The 17,150-nt window shown below is 34.2% G+C and carries 14 protein-coding genes and 1 pseudogene; 6 read left to right on the top strand and 9 right to left on the bottom strand.

The genetic code is table 11. The annotated features are described in order from the left end of the window. Nucleotides 1-111 precede the first annotated feature (111 nt). From ruvX to LU301_RS07090, 4 genes are all read right to left on the bottom strand, one after another. Nucleotides 112-576, bottom strand: coding sequence for a Holliday junction resolvase RuvX (gene ruvX, locus LU301_RS07105; protein ID WP_305269110.1), 465 nt, complete (start codon nucleotides 574-576; stop codon nucleotides 112-114). Then, nucleotides 569-1,117, bottom strand: a complete 549-nt coding sequence (locus LU301_RS07100) for a YqgE/AlgH family protein (protein ID WP_305269107.1) — start codon at nucleotides 1,115-1,117, stop codon at nucleotides 569-571. The genes ruvX and LU301_RS07100 overlap by 8 nt, the downstream gene beginning before the upstream one ends. A gap of 15 nt (nucleotides 1,118-1,132) precedes the next feature. Continuing rightward, nucleotides 1,133-2,794 carry a DNA repair protein RecN gene (gene recN, locus LU301_RS07095; protein WP_305269103.1) on the bottom strand — a complete coding sequence of 554 codons (1,662 nt, stop codon included), beginning with the start codon at nucleotides 2,792-2,794 and terminating at the stop codon, nucleotides 1,133-1,135. A gap of 346 nt (nucleotides 2,795-3,140) precedes the next feature. Further along, a complete protein-coding gene (locus LU301_RS07090) occupies nucleotides 3,141-4,103 on the bottom strand; it encodes an outer membrane protein assembly factor BamD (protein WP_305269100.1) in 963 nt (320 codons plus the stop codon). A gap of 215 nt (nucleotides 4,104-4,318) precedes the next feature. On the opposite strand from LU301_RS07090, the pseudogene rluD reads away from it, so the two are divergent. The 4 genes and pseudogenes from rluD to LU301_RS07070 all read left to right on the top strand — a co-directional run. Continuing rightward, nucleotides 4,319-5,266 (top strand): annotated as a pseudogene (gene rluD, locus LU301_RS07085) (23S rRNA pseudouridine(1911/1915/1917) synthase RluD); the annotation flags it as partial. A gap of 18 nt (nucleotides 5,267-5,284) precedes the next feature. Further along, nucleotides 5,285-6,031, top strand: coding sequence for a peptidoglycan editing factor PgeF (gene pgeF, locus LU301_RS07080; protein WP_305274007.1), 747 nt, complete (start codon nucleotides 5,285-5,287; stop codon nucleotides 6,029-6,031). Nucleotides 6,032-6,391: 360 nt separating this feature from the next. Further along, nucleotides 6,392-8,581, top strand: a complete 2,190-nt coding sequence (locus LU301_RS07075; RefSeq protein ID WP_305269096.1) for an ATP-binding protein — start codon at nucleotides 6,392-6,394, stop codon at nucleotides 8,579-8,581. An 18-nt stretch (nucleotides 8,582-8,599) separates the two neighbouring features. Continuing rightward, the gene (locus LU301_RS07070; RefSeq protein WP_305269093.1) at nucleotides 8,600-8,983 is read left to right on the top strand and encodes a response regulator; all 384 of its coding nucleotides are present in this window, start codon (nucleotides 8,600-8,602) and stop codon (nucleotides 8,981-8,983) included. A gap of 70 nt (nucleotides 8,984-9,053) precedes the next feature. Here LU301_RS07070 and LU301_RS07065 read toward each other — a convergent pair whose 3' ends face one another. From LU301_RS07065 to LU301_RS07050, 4 genes are all read right to left on the bottom strand, one after another. Further along, nucleotides 9,054-9,668: a L,D-transpeptidase family protein gene (locus LU301_RS07065; RefSeq protein WP_305269091.1), complete on the bottom strand. Its 615-nt coding sequence runs from the start codon at nucleotides 9,666-9,668 to the stop codon at nucleotides 9,054-9,056. A gap of 67 nt (nucleotides 9,669-9,735) precedes the next feature. Next, nucleotides 9,736-10,944 (bottom strand): aromatic amino acid transport family protein, encoded by a 1,209-nt coding sequence (locus LU301_RS07060; RefSeq protein ID WP_305269088.1) that lies wholly within the window; start codon nucleotides 10,942-10,944, stop codon nucleotides 9,736-9,738. Nucleotides 10,945-11,205: 261 nt separating this feature from the next. Then, a complete protein-coding gene (locus LU301_RS07055) occupies nucleotides 11,206-12,573 on the bottom strand; it encodes an ABC1 kinase family protein (RefSeq protein ID WP_305269084.1) in 1,368 nt (455 codons plus the stop codon). 26 nt (nucleotides 12,574-12,599) lie between these two features. Next, complete coding sequence (locus tag LU301_RS07050; RefSeq protein WP_305269082.1) at nucleotides 12,600-12,911, bottom strand: TusE/DsrC/DsvC family sulfur relay protein; 312 nt, start codon at nucleotides 12,909-12,911, stop codon at nucleotides 12,600-12,602. 117 nt (nucleotides 12,912-13,028) lie between these two features. Between LU301_RS07050 and LU301_RS07045 the strand changes: the two genes are divergently transcribed. Continuing rightward, a complete protein-coding gene (locus LU301_RS07045) occupies nucleotides 13,029-13,835 on the top strand; it encodes an alpha/beta hydrolase (RefSeq protein WP_305269079.1) in 807 nt (268 codons plus the stop codon). After that, the gene (locus tag LU301_RS07040) at nucleotides 13,832-14,746 is read left to right on the top strand and encodes an NUDIX domain-containing protein (RefSeq protein WP_305269077.1); all 915 of its coding nucleotides are present in this window, start codon (nucleotides 13,832-13,834) and stop codon (nucleotides 14,744-14,746) included. The genes LU301_RS07045 and LU301_RS07040 overlap by 4 nt, the downstream gene beginning before the upstream one ends. Before the next feature lie 58 nt (nucleotides 14,747-14,804). Here the strand turns inward: LU301_RS07040 and LU301_RS07035 are convergent, their stop codons facing one another. Continuing rightward, nucleotides 14,805-16,952 (bottom strand): TonB-dependent siderophore receptor, encoded by a 2,148-nt coding sequence (locus LU301_RS07035; protein WP_305269074.1) that lies wholly within the window; start codon nucleotides 16,950-16,952, stop codon nucleotides 14,805-14,807. Between the last annotated feature and the right edge of the window lie 198 nt (nucleotides 16,953-17,150).

Below are 17,150 nucleotides of genomic sequence, written 5' to 3'. Positions count from 1 at the left end.
AACTCAATGTAAATTATTGATTTTATGTAGGAGCGGAAAAAATTCTGCCCCTACAAAAACTAAATTATATAAATAATATCAACATATTATGATTTTAAGTTGAGAATGGAGTTAAGGCATTATCCCATCAGCATTTTCATACCAATGTTGAATAAAAATACAAGCTGCCATACTATCGGTTTTAACCCGTTTAGCCTGCCCATTTTGTTGAAAGGCTTTAAGTTTTTCTCGTGCTTGGCGAGTTGTTAGGCGTTCATCAACCATAAGTGTATAAATATTGCTATGATGGCGTAATCGCCGTGCAAATTTTCTTGCTCTTAATGACAATTCTGATTCGCTATCATCCATATTTAAGGGTAAACCGACTAAACATAAATCAGGTTGCCATTGTTGTATAATGTGTAATAATTTATCCCAATCAGGAATACCATCTCGCATAGGAAATGTATCAAGTGGATTGATGCTTTCAATCATGGTATTACCAACAGCCATGCCCATTTTTTGACTACCAAAGTCAAATGCCATAATCAAATTAATGTGTATAGGTGCTGGATAATGTGGATTTGGCTCAAGCATTGCCAATTTCCTCAACTAACCAAATTGGATCAATATTGATTTTGTCATAGGCTGCTTGCCAACGTTGTTCATAAGGTAAATTGAACAATAAATCCATATCAACAGGACAAACTTGCCAATCACCTTGGGCAAGTTCTTGTTCTAATTGATTTTTTTTCCAACTACAATAACCTAATGTCATATAATAATGTTTGAGCTGATTATTGGCAATTGCTTCTAAAATATCACGGCTAGTCGTTAAACAAATATTTTCGCCAATTGCTTCAGATGATTGCCAATGTGGTTGTCCTGTGTGTAAAATAAATCCTGCTTCTGGGCGTACAGGTCCTCCAATTAATACATCATGAGGCATTAATTCATCATGATGAATACGTAAATCTTCAAATAACTCTCGAATATCAATCGGTGCAAGACGATTAACCATTAAGCCATAAGCACCATTTGGTGTATGACGAGCCATATAAATAATGCTTTGTTGAAAAAATGGGTCTTCCATGTGTGGTGAAGCAATCAATAATTGATTTTTTAATGAATTTTTCATGGTTGTTTCCTTACATTATGATACATTAAATTTTAATTTGCGTAATTGTTTAGCATGATTGAGCGTTGTTTCGTTGATTTCTACGCCACCTGTCATGCGTGCCAATTCTAAAATTAAATCATCTTCATTGAGTTGCACAATGGTACTACTTGCTGGGTCAGTTTGTAATTTTTTCACCAATAAGTGTTGGTCAGATTGACCAGCGACTTGTGCTTGGTGAGTAATACATAAAATTTGTACATGTTTAGCTAAATCGGCTAATAAGCGTCCGACAATTTCAGCAGTACCACCGCTAATACCCACATCAATTTCATCAAATACTAAAACTTCAGCTTCGGTTTTTTCAGCATTCATGACTTGCATGACAAGGGCAATACGAGATAATTCACCTCCAGAAGCCACACGAGCCAATGGTTGTGGTGGAATGCCTTTATTGGCTGAAAATAATAATTGAATAGTACTTAAACCTTCGGCATTAGGTTGTTCTAAAGGTTCAAATTTAAATTCAAAATGAGCTTCTGGTAAAGCAAGTTGTTTGACTTGTTCAGTTAATTTTTGTGCAAGTGGTATTGCAGCTTGTTGGCGTATATCATCTAAATATCGAGCTTGTGTTAAAAACTCTTGTTGATAATGTTTGACTTGTTCTGCTAAATCTTCAGGGGCTTGTAACTGATTTAAATTTTCAAGTTCTGCTTGCCATTCATCATATTCTTGTTGTAAATACTCAGGTTGTGTGCGATATTTGCGTGCTAAACGATGAAATACTTCAAGTTGATGATTAAGTTCTTCCATACGTTCAGGGTCAAAATTTTGATGGTCAATAAAATCACGCAATTCGCTAATTGCATCATCAATTTCGCTTTGTGCATTCATTAATGCGTTGTAAATGTTCGTTAAACTGCTGTGGCGTTCAGAATGTTGTTCTAAACGGCGTAAAATATTTGATAATTCACTACTCATATTTTGGTCAGCTTCATCAAGACTATGTAAACTATATTGGCAGTCTTGCATAATACTTTCATGATGGCTAAAGCTATCAAACTCTTGTTCAATTTCGCTATAGTTAAGGTGAATAACTTCTTCTAATTCTTCTAATTGTAGTTGTAAGGTTTGAATACGTTGTTCACGTTGTACTTGATTCTGCAATGCTTCTTGATGTTGGCGAATAGCTTTTTGCCATAAGCTATAATTTTCTCGTACTTTTTGTGCTGGCTCCGCAAAATTACTGTAGCGATCAAGCCATTGACGAGGATAAGGTGGATCAAGTAATTGTTGTTGGCTATGTTGGCTATAAAGTTGTACTAATAATCGTCCTAATTCTTTTAACTCACTTAGGCTTGTTGGGCGACCATTAATCCATGCTTTACTACGTCCTGTAGCAAAAATCACACGGCGTAAATGAATTTCACCAGAACCATCATCAAGTTCATGTTGTGCTAACCACTCAGCTTCAGGACTGTGTTCATGAAAGCTAAATACTGCGGTAACATCAGCTTTTTCAGTGTCATAACGTACATAATTACTATCAACACGCTCACCTAAACAGGCTGATAGAGCATCGAGTAATAATGATTTTCCTGCACCCGTTTCACCAGTCAAGACATTAAATCCTTGATGTATATCGATACTTAAATGTTCAGCAAGTGCAAAATTAATTAAGGTTAGATGAGTGAGCATAGGTGTATATCTCAGAATGACACTGATAAAGTGCTTATTTTAATCAAAAAAATCGTTGATGAATAGTAGAAAACACAGATTTAAAATCATAGTTTCAATATATAGTCAAATAACTTAAAAACTGGTACAAAATTAACCATTATGCTGTAGGGGCGAATCATATTCGCCCAATAAACACAATGTTTTCACAGGGCAAATGTGATTTGCCTCTACAAATCTGTACCAATTTTTAAGTTGAATTAGTATAGAAAGTTAAGTTGATTTAGATAACTCATTGAAAATAAATAAAAAGTAAGGTGCATGATATGCACCCTACGAGCTAAGATGGTATTGTAAATCTATCATTCTATTGCGTATTTTTATCTTTACCCAATAATCCAAAACTTAATCTATTTAATAGACTAGGTTTTTCTGTTGATTGTGGTATCGCTTGATAAGATTGTTGTGTTTCGGTATTTTGCCCAAATAAACCTAAAGTTGCTTTATTCCATACGCTACGTTCTTTACGAGCTGCACGTAAATTCACTTCATTATTAGATTTAACTAAATGTGGATAATTGGCTTTAAGCAATTCGATATATTGGTTTGCAGCTTGCGTATTACCAAGTTTATCGTAACAATAAGCAATGGTAGCAATCGCCTCAGGAATTTGTGGGGTTTGCGGATAACGTTCAAGTACCCATTGTGCACGTTCTAAAGCAGCTAACCATGCTTTACGTTCAATATTAAAACGAGCGACATTTAATTCACTTTCTGCTAATTCTTGACCGATAAATGTCATACGCTGTGCTGCATCTACTGCGTATTCGCTACTTGGAAACCGTACAATTAAATCACGGAAATTATGATAAGCAAGTTTTAAATAGCCTGTATCACGATGTGCTTGTTTTAATGATGTATAGCGAATAAGGCTATCATAGTTTTGTTCCATATTGGCAACACCACGTACATAATACACATAATCTAAACGTGTAAATTGTGGGTGTAACTGAATAAAACGCTCAGCAAGCTGAATAACGGTAGGATAATCTTTTTGCTGGAATTTACTATAAATTAAATCGAGTTCGGCTTGTTCTGCATAATTACCTGTAGGGTAATAGCTTGTAATGGCTTGTAAATTTTTGGTTGCTTCGTGATACTGACGTTTATTTAAAGCTTGTTGTGCTTTTTCATAATACGCTTGTTCGGTCGCTTGTGGTCCTAAATCAACCACGTCTTTCTCTTTTTTCAATCCTTTAAATGTACTACAACCTGTAACAGTTGCACCTAAAGCGAGACTCAGTAACGCTATTTTATAATGTTGTTTCATAGAAAATCCTCAAAAAGATGTATAAACATTTCAAGTGTAAACGAATGTGAAATGTTTGCATACTATATTTGTGCTATAATACCACAAATTTAGTCAATAAAAGCGTAAAAATCATGTCTATCACGTTATTGAATGTAGAACAATGTCAAGATTTATCAACAGAATTGTTTGATGATGAGCAAGAGTTGGCAGAAAGTTTGGAAAATAGAACAAAAATCACATTACAAGCCCAGTTAGATAATACAATGCTTGGTATGCGTATTGACCAAGTCGCAGCAGAATTATGGTCAGAATTTTCTCGTGAAAAATTAAAACAATGGATTAAAGATGGGTATTTATTAGTCGATGGACAACAGGTTAAACCTAAATATCAATGTAAAGGCAATGAATTATTATCGTTAAATGTGGTGTTAGAATCACAAACGCACTATCTGCCTGAAGCAATTCCGCTCAATATTATTTATGAAGATGATGATATTTTAGTGATTAATAAAGCAGTGGGTATGGTGGTTCATCCTGGTGCGGGTAATACATCAGGTACTTTATTAAATGCTTTATTAGCCTATTATCCAAAATCAGCAGAGTTAGACCGAGCTGGTATTGTTCATCGTATCGATAAAGATACCAGTGGCTTATTGGTAGTTGCCAAAAACTTAGAAGCACAATTTGCTCTTAGTCAGCAATTAGCACAAAAAGCGGTCTATCGTTTATATGATTTAGTGGTTTATGGTGAGGTGATAGCAGGTGGTACGATTGATAAACCAATTAAACGCCACCCAACCGACCGAGTGAAAATGGCAGTGCAAGCAGGCGGTAAAGATGCGATTACTCATTATAATGTAAAAGAACGTTTTAAGCATTTTACACGTTTATATGCTCAATTAGAAACAGGACGTACACATCAAATTCGTGTGCATTTTAGCTATTTGGGTTATCCTTTGGTGGGCGACCCTGTGTATTTACAGCGTGTGCGAGTGCCAGCAGGTGCAAGTGCTGAATTAAAAGAAATGTTACAACAATTTAAGCGACAGGCATTACACGCTTATCAATTAGGTTTAGTTCATCCACGCACGGGCGAAAAAATGACCTTTGAAGCCCCGTTACCTGATGATTTTGAACAATTATTGCAAGTATTGCGTCAGCAAAATCCTGCAGATTATTAAAAGAGTATCCATATGTCAATTCGTTTTGTACAAGGTTTACCACAGGGTGTTTATGTTGGGCAAACTAAAATCAATAACTTACAGCCATTAAACAGTGAACAGCCAGATTTGGCAGGATTAAATTTAGCATTACATGTACACGATGAGCCTTATCGTGTACATCAACATCGTATGCAATTATTAAATTATTTTGCACCTTATGGCGTAACACGTTTAACATGGTTAAATCAAACGCATAGTACCATTTGTCATCGTGTTGATGGGCAATATCATATTGATGCTTTAACGGGGGATAGCTTGGTTACGTCAGATGTAGGGAATGCGTTAATGATTATGACGGCAGATTGTTTGCCAATTGCTTTAGGGAATGCTGATGGTACAGAAATTGCTAATTTACATGCAGGCTGGCGTGGTTTAGCCAATGGTGTGATTGAGCAAACCATTCAACAAATGAAAACTAAACCAACATGGGCATGGCTAGGTACAGCAATTAGTCAGCCTTGTTTTGAAGTAGGGCAGGAAGTTAAAGATAGATTTACGCAAGCTTATGGAGAAAAAGTTGTTAATTATTTTCAAACAGTAAAACAACAGAACAAATATCAAGCAGATTTATATGCGATAGCTCGCTATATTTTAGGACAACAAGGTATCCAAATTATTTTAGGTGGAGAGCAATGTAGTTATCAAAATATACAAGATTATTATTCTTACCGCCGTAATGCAAAAACAGGGCGTATGGCGAGTTTTGTATTTTTAGGTAAATGAAATAAAGGAGTATTTTAATTTTTCAAAATTTAAATGTTTATCTAAAATATAAACATTTCTATTTGAAAACTATTGACATTTGTGAGGCTTAAAAGTAAAGTTATAACGTTATTATTTATCTGCATGGCGATGCTTAAAGTCATGATATATTTAATGATTTATAATTTAAACATCACAAGCAAATAGATGATTAAGTGGATTATATTGGTTCAATATATTTTGAGAAATATTTAAAAAATATCATATGAATATAAATAGCAGTTAAAATAAATTGAATATTGGTGTATCAATGTTTGTAAACTAATTTTAATGAGCTATCTTTATCACATAGAGATGATATTTAAGCGAGAAGGTACAATTATGGCGAAAGTATCTACAGATTTTAAACAATCATTTGAGCAATTGAAACATCATCACGGCTTAAAAAAATATCAGCATTTATTGGTTTTAATTGTATGCTTTTTGGTTTTAACCGTGAGTATGTTATTGCTCAGTGCTTATACAACACGTAAAGCTGCTATAGATGCACAAAGTGTTGATGTTGCAGCACGTCAAGGGCGTTTGTTGCAGCAAATGTCTAAGAATATGATTGACTTAGAACTGTATATTACGAAGAATTTAGGACGTTCAAAAAACATTAATACTCAAAATTTAAGTCCTGAAATTTTAGCAAAAATTAAAGAAACGCAAGAGTTGGAAACAGCTTTTAATGATGTGGTGCGTGCTTTTGATAAAAGTGGTACTATCATGTTAGCAGGGAATACGAGAGTAGAGGTTGCTGAACTTAAAAGTGATGAAAGTAAGCAAGTAATTCAAAAAGTATATGGTGTATGGAATCCTTATAAAAGTTCTATGGATCATTTATTTGGTGATATTTCACGTGGGCAATTTACTTTAGATAGCGTTGAAAAAGTGGTCGCTTATGGTCGTCAGCATACACAAGGTTTGATGATGGATACTATTCAAATGAATATCCAACTCAAAGCAGAACTGGCGAAAAAAGCAAAAATATGGAATATCTTACAGTTTTTAGGTATTTTGGTTTCATTTATTTTATTTGCATGGATTGTATTTGGTGCATTACGTCAATTATTGGCAACTGATGAACAGTTGGATATAGCTCGTCAGCAAACTGCTGAAATTTTGGATACAGTGCATGAAGGTTTATTTTTGATTAATAAAGACTTCGTGATTTTTGATGAATATTCAAAAAGTGTAGAAACTATTCTAAATCAAAAGAATTTACGTGGTAAGACCTTGACTAGCGTATTAGATGGTACAGTATCTTACCAAGATTTGGAAAATGTAAAATTATTTATTGAACAACTTTATAATCCATGGGTAGTTGAGGAATTAATTCAGGATTTAAACCCATTGCAAGAAGTTAAAATTAATCAATTGTTAGCTGATGGTACAGTACAAGTAAAATATCTTGACTTTAAATTTTTGCGAGTAAATAAACCTGATAGTGAAGAAATTGAAAAAGTATTCGTAAACGTGGTTGATATTACTGATGCGGTTCAGTTGCAGAAGAAGCTTGATAAGATAAATATGCAACATGATCGTGAATTAGAAATGATTAGTGTAATTTTGACGGTAAATCAACAGCATTTATTCTCGTTTATTGAGAATGTTCAACAACGTGCATTTAAAATGAATGATATTTTGAAGATGAGTACTATGACTAATGCTTTAGATTTACATAGCAAAGCACGTCAATTATTCCGTGAAGCACATAGTTTGAAAGGGGAAGCATCTGCATTACAATTACATGCATTTGTCAATTCAATTGAAAAGTTGGAAGGTCAATTAACTGAGTTACTTGAAAAACCACAATTAAGCGGTCATGATTTCTTACCATTTACGGTTAGTTTAGATGAATTATTAGATTTAAATCGCTTTATTAGTAAATTGTTAGAACGTTTACGTCAAATGAGCAGTAATAATGATACTTCAGACTCTATTCTCGTAATGTCAGATACTACGCTAGATGCTAAAACGAGTTGGAAAGATTATTTTACAAAATATGCACAAGATATTGCACAACGTCAAGCGAAAAAAGTAAATCTTGTTTGTGAAGGTTTCGACGATTTTACTAGCCATACTCATTTTGAAACTTATAAAGATATTGCTATGCAATTATTGAAAAATGCTATCGTACACGGTATTGAAACTCCAGCACAGCGTGTACAGCAGGGTAAATCTGAAGTAGGTGCAATTAAACTGACTTTAGCAAAAAATACAGAGAATGAAATTATCTTGAATATTGTTGATGATGGTCAAGGTATTAATATTGAGCGTATTCGTGCGAAAGCAGTACAATTAGGTTTTGTGACTGCTGAACAAGCACCACAATTGTCAGATAAAGCATTGTATGAATTTATGTTTAAGTCAGGTTTCTCTACGGCTGAAACACAAGATGAAGATGCTGGACGTGGTGTGGGTATGGATATTGTACAGAAGCTGATTGGTTCAGTACAAGGGCGACTTGGTATGAAGAGTGTGCCTAAGCAATCGACACAATTTATGATTAAATTTTTAGCGAAATAAGTTTGAGAGTAGTAATTTATGGCATATTCTTTAATGATTGTAGATGATTCTAATATTATCCGTAATCGTATTGAGCGTAGTTTTAGCAGTTCTGATATTAAGATTATTACTACTGCGTCAAATGGTGTAGAGGCTTATGAAAAGTTTTTGGTCATGAAACCTGATTTAATCACTATGGATTTGACAATGCCTCAAATGGATGGTTTAGAATGTATCAAAAAAATTGTGGCTCATGGTACAGGGGTAAGTATCTTAGTGGTTTCTGCTTTGACGGATAAAGCAACAGGATTACAAGCACTTCAATATGGTGCTCGAGGTTTTATTTGTAAGCCATTTAGTGAAGAAGAGCTAGTTGTTGCTTTGAATCGTTTAATTGCGATGAAAGATAAAGTGAAACGCTAAATTTCTTTCAATGATAAAAGTACCTTTAAATTGAGTTTAAAGGTGCTTTTTATTGTAGGAATTTATGTCATTATGGACGAATATCAATCATTGCATTATGTTTCACGGCGGTAAAGAGTTCGTCCATTTCACGGTCTGTTACCGCAATACAGCCATCTGTCCAATCTTTTAATAAATGTTTTTCACCAATAACTTTACCATATCCATTTTTGATACCATGAATTTTAATATCGCCACCTGCTGATTTACCCTGTGATTGGGCAAAGGCTTTATCTTTTTGATTAGGATAAGAAACACCTAAGTTTTTATGATAAGCACTATTCGCATTACGGTCATTGATATAATAAATGCCTTCTGGGGTCTTTTTATCGCCTTCAAATTGTTTATGTCCAATTGGATTTAACCCTAAAGCAATCGGATAAGTCTTAACGAGTTTACCATTGGCATAAGCTTGCATTTCACGTTTGCTTTTATACACAATCAGTTTATCAATTTGAATGTCTGATGATAATGCAGGTTGAGCCAATAATTGCTTTTGCCGTTCGCTTAAAGTAGGGGCTTTGATTTGTGTGATTACATGAGATAAAGTTGATTTATCACTCACTAAGTACCAAATACTAAAACCAATACCCAATACGAGAACGAATATTGCGGATATAAAAGCTATTTTCTTTGATATTTTCATGATGAATATTCCAAAAAATATACCATTCTAAATCTTAGAATGGTATATTTTATCGCATAAAATAATTTTAGCCGACTACTTTTGGTAAATGTCCTGCTTCAATTAAGAATGGCACATTCATAATCAATAAGCCTAGCACCAAAGCAAGGATTAAAGCAATACGTCCGCCCATTACTTTATACGGTAAATCAGGATATTTGTTGCGTAAAACCCATGCCATTGCTACAGGTAAAACTAAACCATAGAATGTAAACATTTGTCCTGCATAACTTAATACTTTTAAGAAATCATTATAGAATAATGCAAATAACAACGTTGGTATAAAAGCGAATAAACTTAGACTTAAACGGTTTGCATGAATATTTACACGTTTTAATAAGTCATTTAACGCTTCAAGCAAAGATAATCCCACACCTAAAAATGATGTAATTAATGCTAAAGCAGAGAAAGTACGCACCGCAGAACTAATAAATTGGCTACCTGTTGCTTGGAGTGTGGCTTCGACTAAACCATTTAAGGTTGGGTCTTTACGAATGATTTCAATAAATTGTACTTGACTAAATACACCATGAGTTGCCATTTGCCAAACGATATAAGCCAATAATGGAATACCTGTTCCAATTAGAATCGCAGCTCTTAAACGTTTAACATCTCCTTCCAAATAATCGTTGATGCTCGGAATAATCACATGGAAACCAAATGAAGTAAAAAACACAGGGCTTGCTGAAATAATCAGTAAATAATGTAATGGCATTGCTCCAAGATTGTCTAAACTTACCTTAGGTAACATCATTAATAGTACAAATAAAAAGGCAATAATTTTAAAAATGAATAATAAACGTGTAAAACCATCAACCGCTTTAGTACCAATGGTAATGGCAATACCAAAAATAACCACAAAACCAATAATGGCTACTTGCATAGCATTATCGCCTGCAAAGCTTAAAAACGGTGCAAATAAACTACCACCACCTAAAGCATAAACAGTTAAAATGGCATACATAAACACAATCAGCGAAAAAGTTGTAACTACTCGCCCTACAATACCAAAATGTTGTTCTGCTAAAGTCGCAATCCCTGCATCGGGACGCTCCGCTTTTTGGTATACTTCAACAAATAATAAGGCACTATAGGACAACAATGCCCAAAGTCCAAATAATAAGATTAAGGTAAAACCAAAGCCCATTTCAGCTGAAGTTAAAGGCATGGCTAACATACCCGCTCCGATTGTAGTGCCTGCGACCATTAAAGCACTACCAAAAGTTTTGTTTTTCATTTATGCGTTCCATTTTGGAAAGATGTTGTTAGATTGTAAAAATATATTTCAATAAATACAAGAGATTTTGTCGGATTTATGGTATTAAAGACTGTTATTTTGTTTATAAATACAACAAATTATGAGAATATATGACTAGGATAGTAGATTTATAAAACACTCTATTTTTTATAATGTTGTAAATAAATACTTGTAATTAAATCATTTTTATATCAATAGTACAATGATAAAGATATATTGATGATTTAATATCCACACGCATTAGATGTGTAAATAACACTCCACAATAGTACGAATATTAGTTTTCGCCTGCAATACCGTCATAAAGGTATAAGCCCCCATAAACTTACGACTAATAAACATAAACTCTTTTGGTGGCACGGTAAAATGGCGAGAATTAACCGATGTACTGGTTTTTTGCATGATACGAGCATATAAATGACTAGCTTTCCAGTCATACCGCCCTTGTTCATCAAAATAGGCTTGAGATTGTTCGGTTGGTTGCCCCATAGCTTCGGTAGTCATCAGAAAAATTGTTGCCATATCTGCTTTAGATTGTGGCGGAATCAGATTAAAATATGGATAACCTGTCATAGCATTCATCATCGCTTGTAAATTTTGCTGATAACCTGCAGAAATTAAACCATGTGCGATATTCAACAAATGTTGGTCAAATTGGCGGATTGCACCAAAATCAAGTAAAATAATTTGGTCTGGTTGTTGTTCTTGTTCAGCAAAACGTACTAAATAATTACCAAAATTAGGGTCGGTTTGCATCTCGCCCCATTCAAAAATTTCACGAATGACAATTTCTAAAGAAGCTTCGCCTAAAGCATTACGGCGATGTTGTTCCAAATCAAGCACTTGTGGACTATTCAATGGAATACCATATTCATAGGTCATACATAAAACTTGAGAAGTGCAATATTCATCAATGATTTGCGGTACGATATAACGTGGATCATCTTTTAAACGTTGATAAAAACGCTTAGTGGTTTCTGCTTCTTGTTGATAATCCACTTCACGGTGTAACATTTGACGTACTTCTTCAAACCATTGGTCAAATTCTCGCGTTTGTGGTGCTAGTCTAGCCAACTTAAGTAAATCTTTAAACAAAGTCATATCACTATCAATGGCATTCGCAACATTGGGATATTGTATTTTTAAAACTAATTCTAAACCATCAGATTTACGTTTTGCTCGATGAACTTGTGCTAATGATGCCGAACCTAAAGGCTCTCTGTCAATGATTAAATCATCAACTTTACTGCCTAATTGATGACGTAATTGGCGAAAAATTACTTCCCATTCTAAAGCAATCGTTTGACTATTCAATTGATTGAGTGCTTGTGTAACTTCAGCAGGTAAAAAATGTTCACCATATAAAGCCATCATCTGTCCAATTTTAACCACAGAACCTTTTAGTTTACCTATCTCCGTGACTAAATATTCGGCTTGTTCTTTTAAAGCCTGTTTGCGTAAATGCTCTTTTTCACCTTCACTGGCAAAAAATGAACTAGCACTACGAGTGGCAAATTTCGCCCCAGCCAATAAAGATGCTTTGGCTAAAGATAAGCGGCGGTCAGTCGCTGATGTTTTTAAATTTTTCATTTTATTATTAGTAAACATAGTAAAACTCCTATCAATATAATCAATTATAAACAATTTGCAGGTTTGGGAACACCTGCCACACGACATAAATGACGTGCTACTAAACCTGTATTAAAACGTTGTTGTAACATCGCATTATCAATATCAGCTGAAATATGTTTAGCTAAAAATTTAATTAATGGACGTGTCGCAGGTGCATAGCCAAATTGTTGATAAAATTGACGTACGCCCAATAATACTTGAATATGCCAATCATCAAGTTGAATATCTAAATTATCAGCAAGTTGTTGAGCAATCTGCTCATTCCATTGGGTATGGTCGAGTAAGTGACCATCATCATCAAGTATTAGCGACATGATATAGAACAACCTAAAAATAATCAGCAGTATAACAAAAAATCAGATATTTTTTTAGCATATCATGATGAAATAATGTTAAGATAATTCGATTATTTAATCATTTATGAAAATACGATGTCAAAACGTCCTTTAATTCATTTTGCTCATGCTACAGGAATGCCTAGTCCAATTTATCAACCTTTATTTGATGCCTTGGCGAAGGATTATGATTTTATTCAATTACCAAGTTATTTAGGTACAGACCAACGCTATCCTGTTGATAATCATTGGCATTCTTTAAAATATCAAGTAATAGACAGTATCGTTACTCAAGCACATGGACGTAAAGTGATTGGTATTGGACATTCTTTAGGTGCTGCTTTAACTTTATTGGCATCTTATGAACGTCCTGAATTATTTGAACGAATCATTTTACTTGACCCACCTTTGATTTTAGGGAAAGCATCTTTACAATTACATTATGCAAAATATTTTAACCATATATTATTGGATAAAATTACTCCTGCACATTTATCACTTAAACGCCGTGACCATTGGCATAGTCGTGAACAAGCAAGCGAATTATTAAGACCTAAGGGTTTTTATAGAGATTTTGACCAGCGTTGTTTTGATTTATATTTACAATATGCACTGTGCAATGATACAGTGCGTGGTGGTGTTACTTTAACCATTTCACGAGAGACAGAGGTGGAGATTTTCCGTACTAATCCATCATATTGGTGGCGAAAACAACCTAAACCTAAAGTCAAAGTCGATATGCTAATGGGGCAAGATAGCCTATTTTTAAAACAAGGCTTTTCAGAGATAGCACGGCGTGATTTTGCTATTCCTTATCAAGTAATACAAGGCGGACATATGTTTCCATTGGAACACCCCAATATCACTGCTCAATTCATTCAAAATATTTTGGCTCAATCATGAATACAAAAAAAATTATTCACGTTGCAATTGCAATTTTAAATCAACAGGGTAAAACTTTAATTGCTTGGCGAGATGAACATTTACATCAAGGTGGGCAATATGAATTTGCAGGAGGGAAGGTGGAGCAAGGCGAAACACCTATGCAAGCCTGCCGCCGTGAAGTGCTTGAAGAAGTGGGAATTGATATTGAACATTGGTGTTATTTTGATGAAATTGTTCATCAATATGATGATAGAACAGTGCATTTACACGTTTTCCAAGCTAGTGTACCATTTGATTTAAATCATCAAATTGTACCGAGATGGCAATGGGTTTATCGTGATGAATTGGCAAATTTCCAATTTCCATCGGCAAATCAAAGCATTATTCAACGTTTAATGTGGCGACCTTATATTAAAATTAGTGCTGATTTTGCTGATATTGAACAATTAAATACACGTACCCAATTTTATTGGCGATGTTTTGAGCAATTGAATGTTACTCAAGCGGTTGAGCAATTAAATATCGTTGCACAGCAAAATCCACAATTATTGGCTCAATGCATTATTAATCAAACAATTTATCAGCAATGTTCTATCGATGTACAAAAAATGATAAAAGCCATACATTTAACTGAACAGCAATTATTAGCACAAACACAACTTGATGATGATAAAAGTTATATTGCATCATGTCATTCATTAGCCAGCTTAAAATGGGCAGAGCAAATAGGTTGTGATGCAGTATTTTATAGCCCTGTACAAAAAACAACAACGCACCCTGATGTTAAGCCTTTAGGTTGGGAAATATTTGAACAATCAGCAAATAACAGTTTATGTATGATATTTGCACTGGGTGGTTTACAGCCGAATGATTTAAGTCGTGTGCGTGAATGTGGTGGATTTGGTGTGGCAGGTATTCGAGCATTTTAAATATATAAAAATCGACCGATAAAATTGATTTATCGGTCGATTGATGTCGATTGATGATTTAGAAATCAAAATTGACAGTGAAGTTAATTTGACGTGGATTGCCAACAGCAATCACATTACCATTTGAATAAACACCAGCATAATACTGTTTATCAAAAAGATTTTTGATTGCTAAATTGGCAGACCAACGATGAGCTTTATAACCTGTTTCAACATTGAATAAATAATATCCTGCTAAATTTTGATTGAGACGAGCAACAGGTGTTTTACCTTGTCCTGATATACCTGTACCTATATACCAACCTTGTTCACCAATGTGGTTGGGATAATAGCGTGTATTAATATTATATTGATGTTTTGCTACATGATTAATCCAATTACCTACCGTATTTGGCTCAGTATGTTTGGTAATTTTGGCAAAAGGTGTATAGCTATATGCACCTGTGAGTTGCCAATGTTGATTTAGTTCGGCTCGAATTTCTGTTTCAAAACCTTTGGTGCGTTGCTCACCTACTGATACATTGTAACCGTCATTATCTTCATTAACAACATTTGCTCTAGTCAAGTCAAAATAAGCTAATGTCCCAGAAATATTCTGCTGACGATTTTGCCATTTTAAACCAATTTCATATTGTTTACCTGTTTCGGGGTCAAGCACTTGATTATTACGGTCTAAATCAGTTACAGGTAAAAATGAAGTCGAATAACTTACATAAGGAGCAAATAATTGGTTGATGTTATACAACGCAGAGATATTTCCTGTAAAGGCATTTTTACGTACATTTAGTTGATTGTTATTGATTAAATTATTGATTTTGCTCTTTGTCCAATCATAACGACCTGCTAAATTGACTACAAAATTTGGTGTTAAGTGCATACGATTACGTAAATATAAGCCTGCTGATTGTAAACGAGTATCAGTATAATCTAAGCGATTAAAATTAGTGGTTGAACGGTAGCAGTCAATATTTTGTCCATAGACAGGTTGATATAAGTTGAAATTACCAGATGGACGACAACGTTTATTATAAATTTCTAAATCTTCATGGGCTAAATCTAAACCAAGCATAATATGATGTTGGGTTGAGCCTAAATTGAAAGTTTGTTCAACATTTGAGTCTAAATTCAGTATTTTACTTTCAAAATCTTGATAGCGGGCTTCTCGGCGAATGGTAAGTTTATCACGACTTAAATCACGGAAAAAAATAGGATGTCCAATTTGTTGGCTTTGCTGTGTTGCAAAAGATTGTTTGAATTTTGCACCATTATCAAATAGATGTTGTAATTGATAACCTATACGATAGACTTCATATGTATTAGGGTTATGGTCAGGTTCACCAATAAAACGTTGATTGGGAATTTTGCCTAAGTTTAGACCATTATCAATTAATGTACCTACAGTTGGAATACCATGCTGACGTAAATATTCTCGATATTGATAACTTGCTAATATGGCTAAGTCTGTTTTATCGCCTAGATTAAAACGATATGATGGAGCAATATAATAGTTTTTTGCATAAACATAATCAGTAGGGTCATTTTGGTCAGCAATACGTCCGTTGATACGAAATGCACCTTGATTTGTTTGATTGGGTGCATAGTTAATATCGAACGTTGCTTCTTTTAATTGTTGTGAGCCATAGCTCAATGAACCACGATAAAAGGTATGGTTTTGTGGTGTTTTACTAACTAAATTAATAATCCCGCCTGGTAGAGTCAAACCAAAATTAGTCGATGATGGACCTTTGACGATTTCAACTTGTTCCATACCTGACATTTCAACTGCACCCATGCGGTCTTGCGTAAGGCGTAAACCATCGATAAATAATGAGTTGATTGCATCTTGCCCACGTATCATCACATCATCCCAGCCACGTCTACCTAATTGGTCTGAAACAACACCAGCCGTACCTGCTACTGCTTCAGCTAAGGTTTTTGCTTGTTTTTGTTGTAATTGTTCTTGGGTAATAACAGATACAGATTGAGCAGTTTCAAATAATGGTGCATCTGATTTTAATGCAGATGTTGCTTTTTTAGCAATGATACCTTGATTATCATTATCGTTCGCTTGAACTTCAATAGTTTCGAGCTGTTGTGTTGTTTCAACTGCTTGTTGTTCTGTTGTTTGTTGTGCAAAAGCAGAAGAATAAATGGTACATAAAGCTATTGCGAGTAAGCTTTTAGTGAGTAGGGGAGATTTTGACATATAAATAGCCTAAAATAAAAATTTTATACATATTATGATACAATTAAATTTAATTTAAGTGTAGTTATTAATGATTAATATTATCAATAACAATTAGGCGGTTGATATGTTTTTTAGATAGCTATTGAGCAATGAAAAAGAATTCATTAGAAAGTAGATGGTTTATGGTTCATGTACAAAAAACTAAAATATAGCAGA

Source organism: Moraxella sp. ZY210820 (assembly GCF_030674635.1).
Taxonomy (GTDB): domain Bacteria; phylum Pseudomonadota; class Gammaproteobacteria; order Pseudomonadales; family Moraxellaceae; genus Acinetobacter.
The sequence above is the reverse complement of the archived record's forward strand: the minus strand, read 5'-3'. Positions and strand labels throughout refer to the sequence as shown.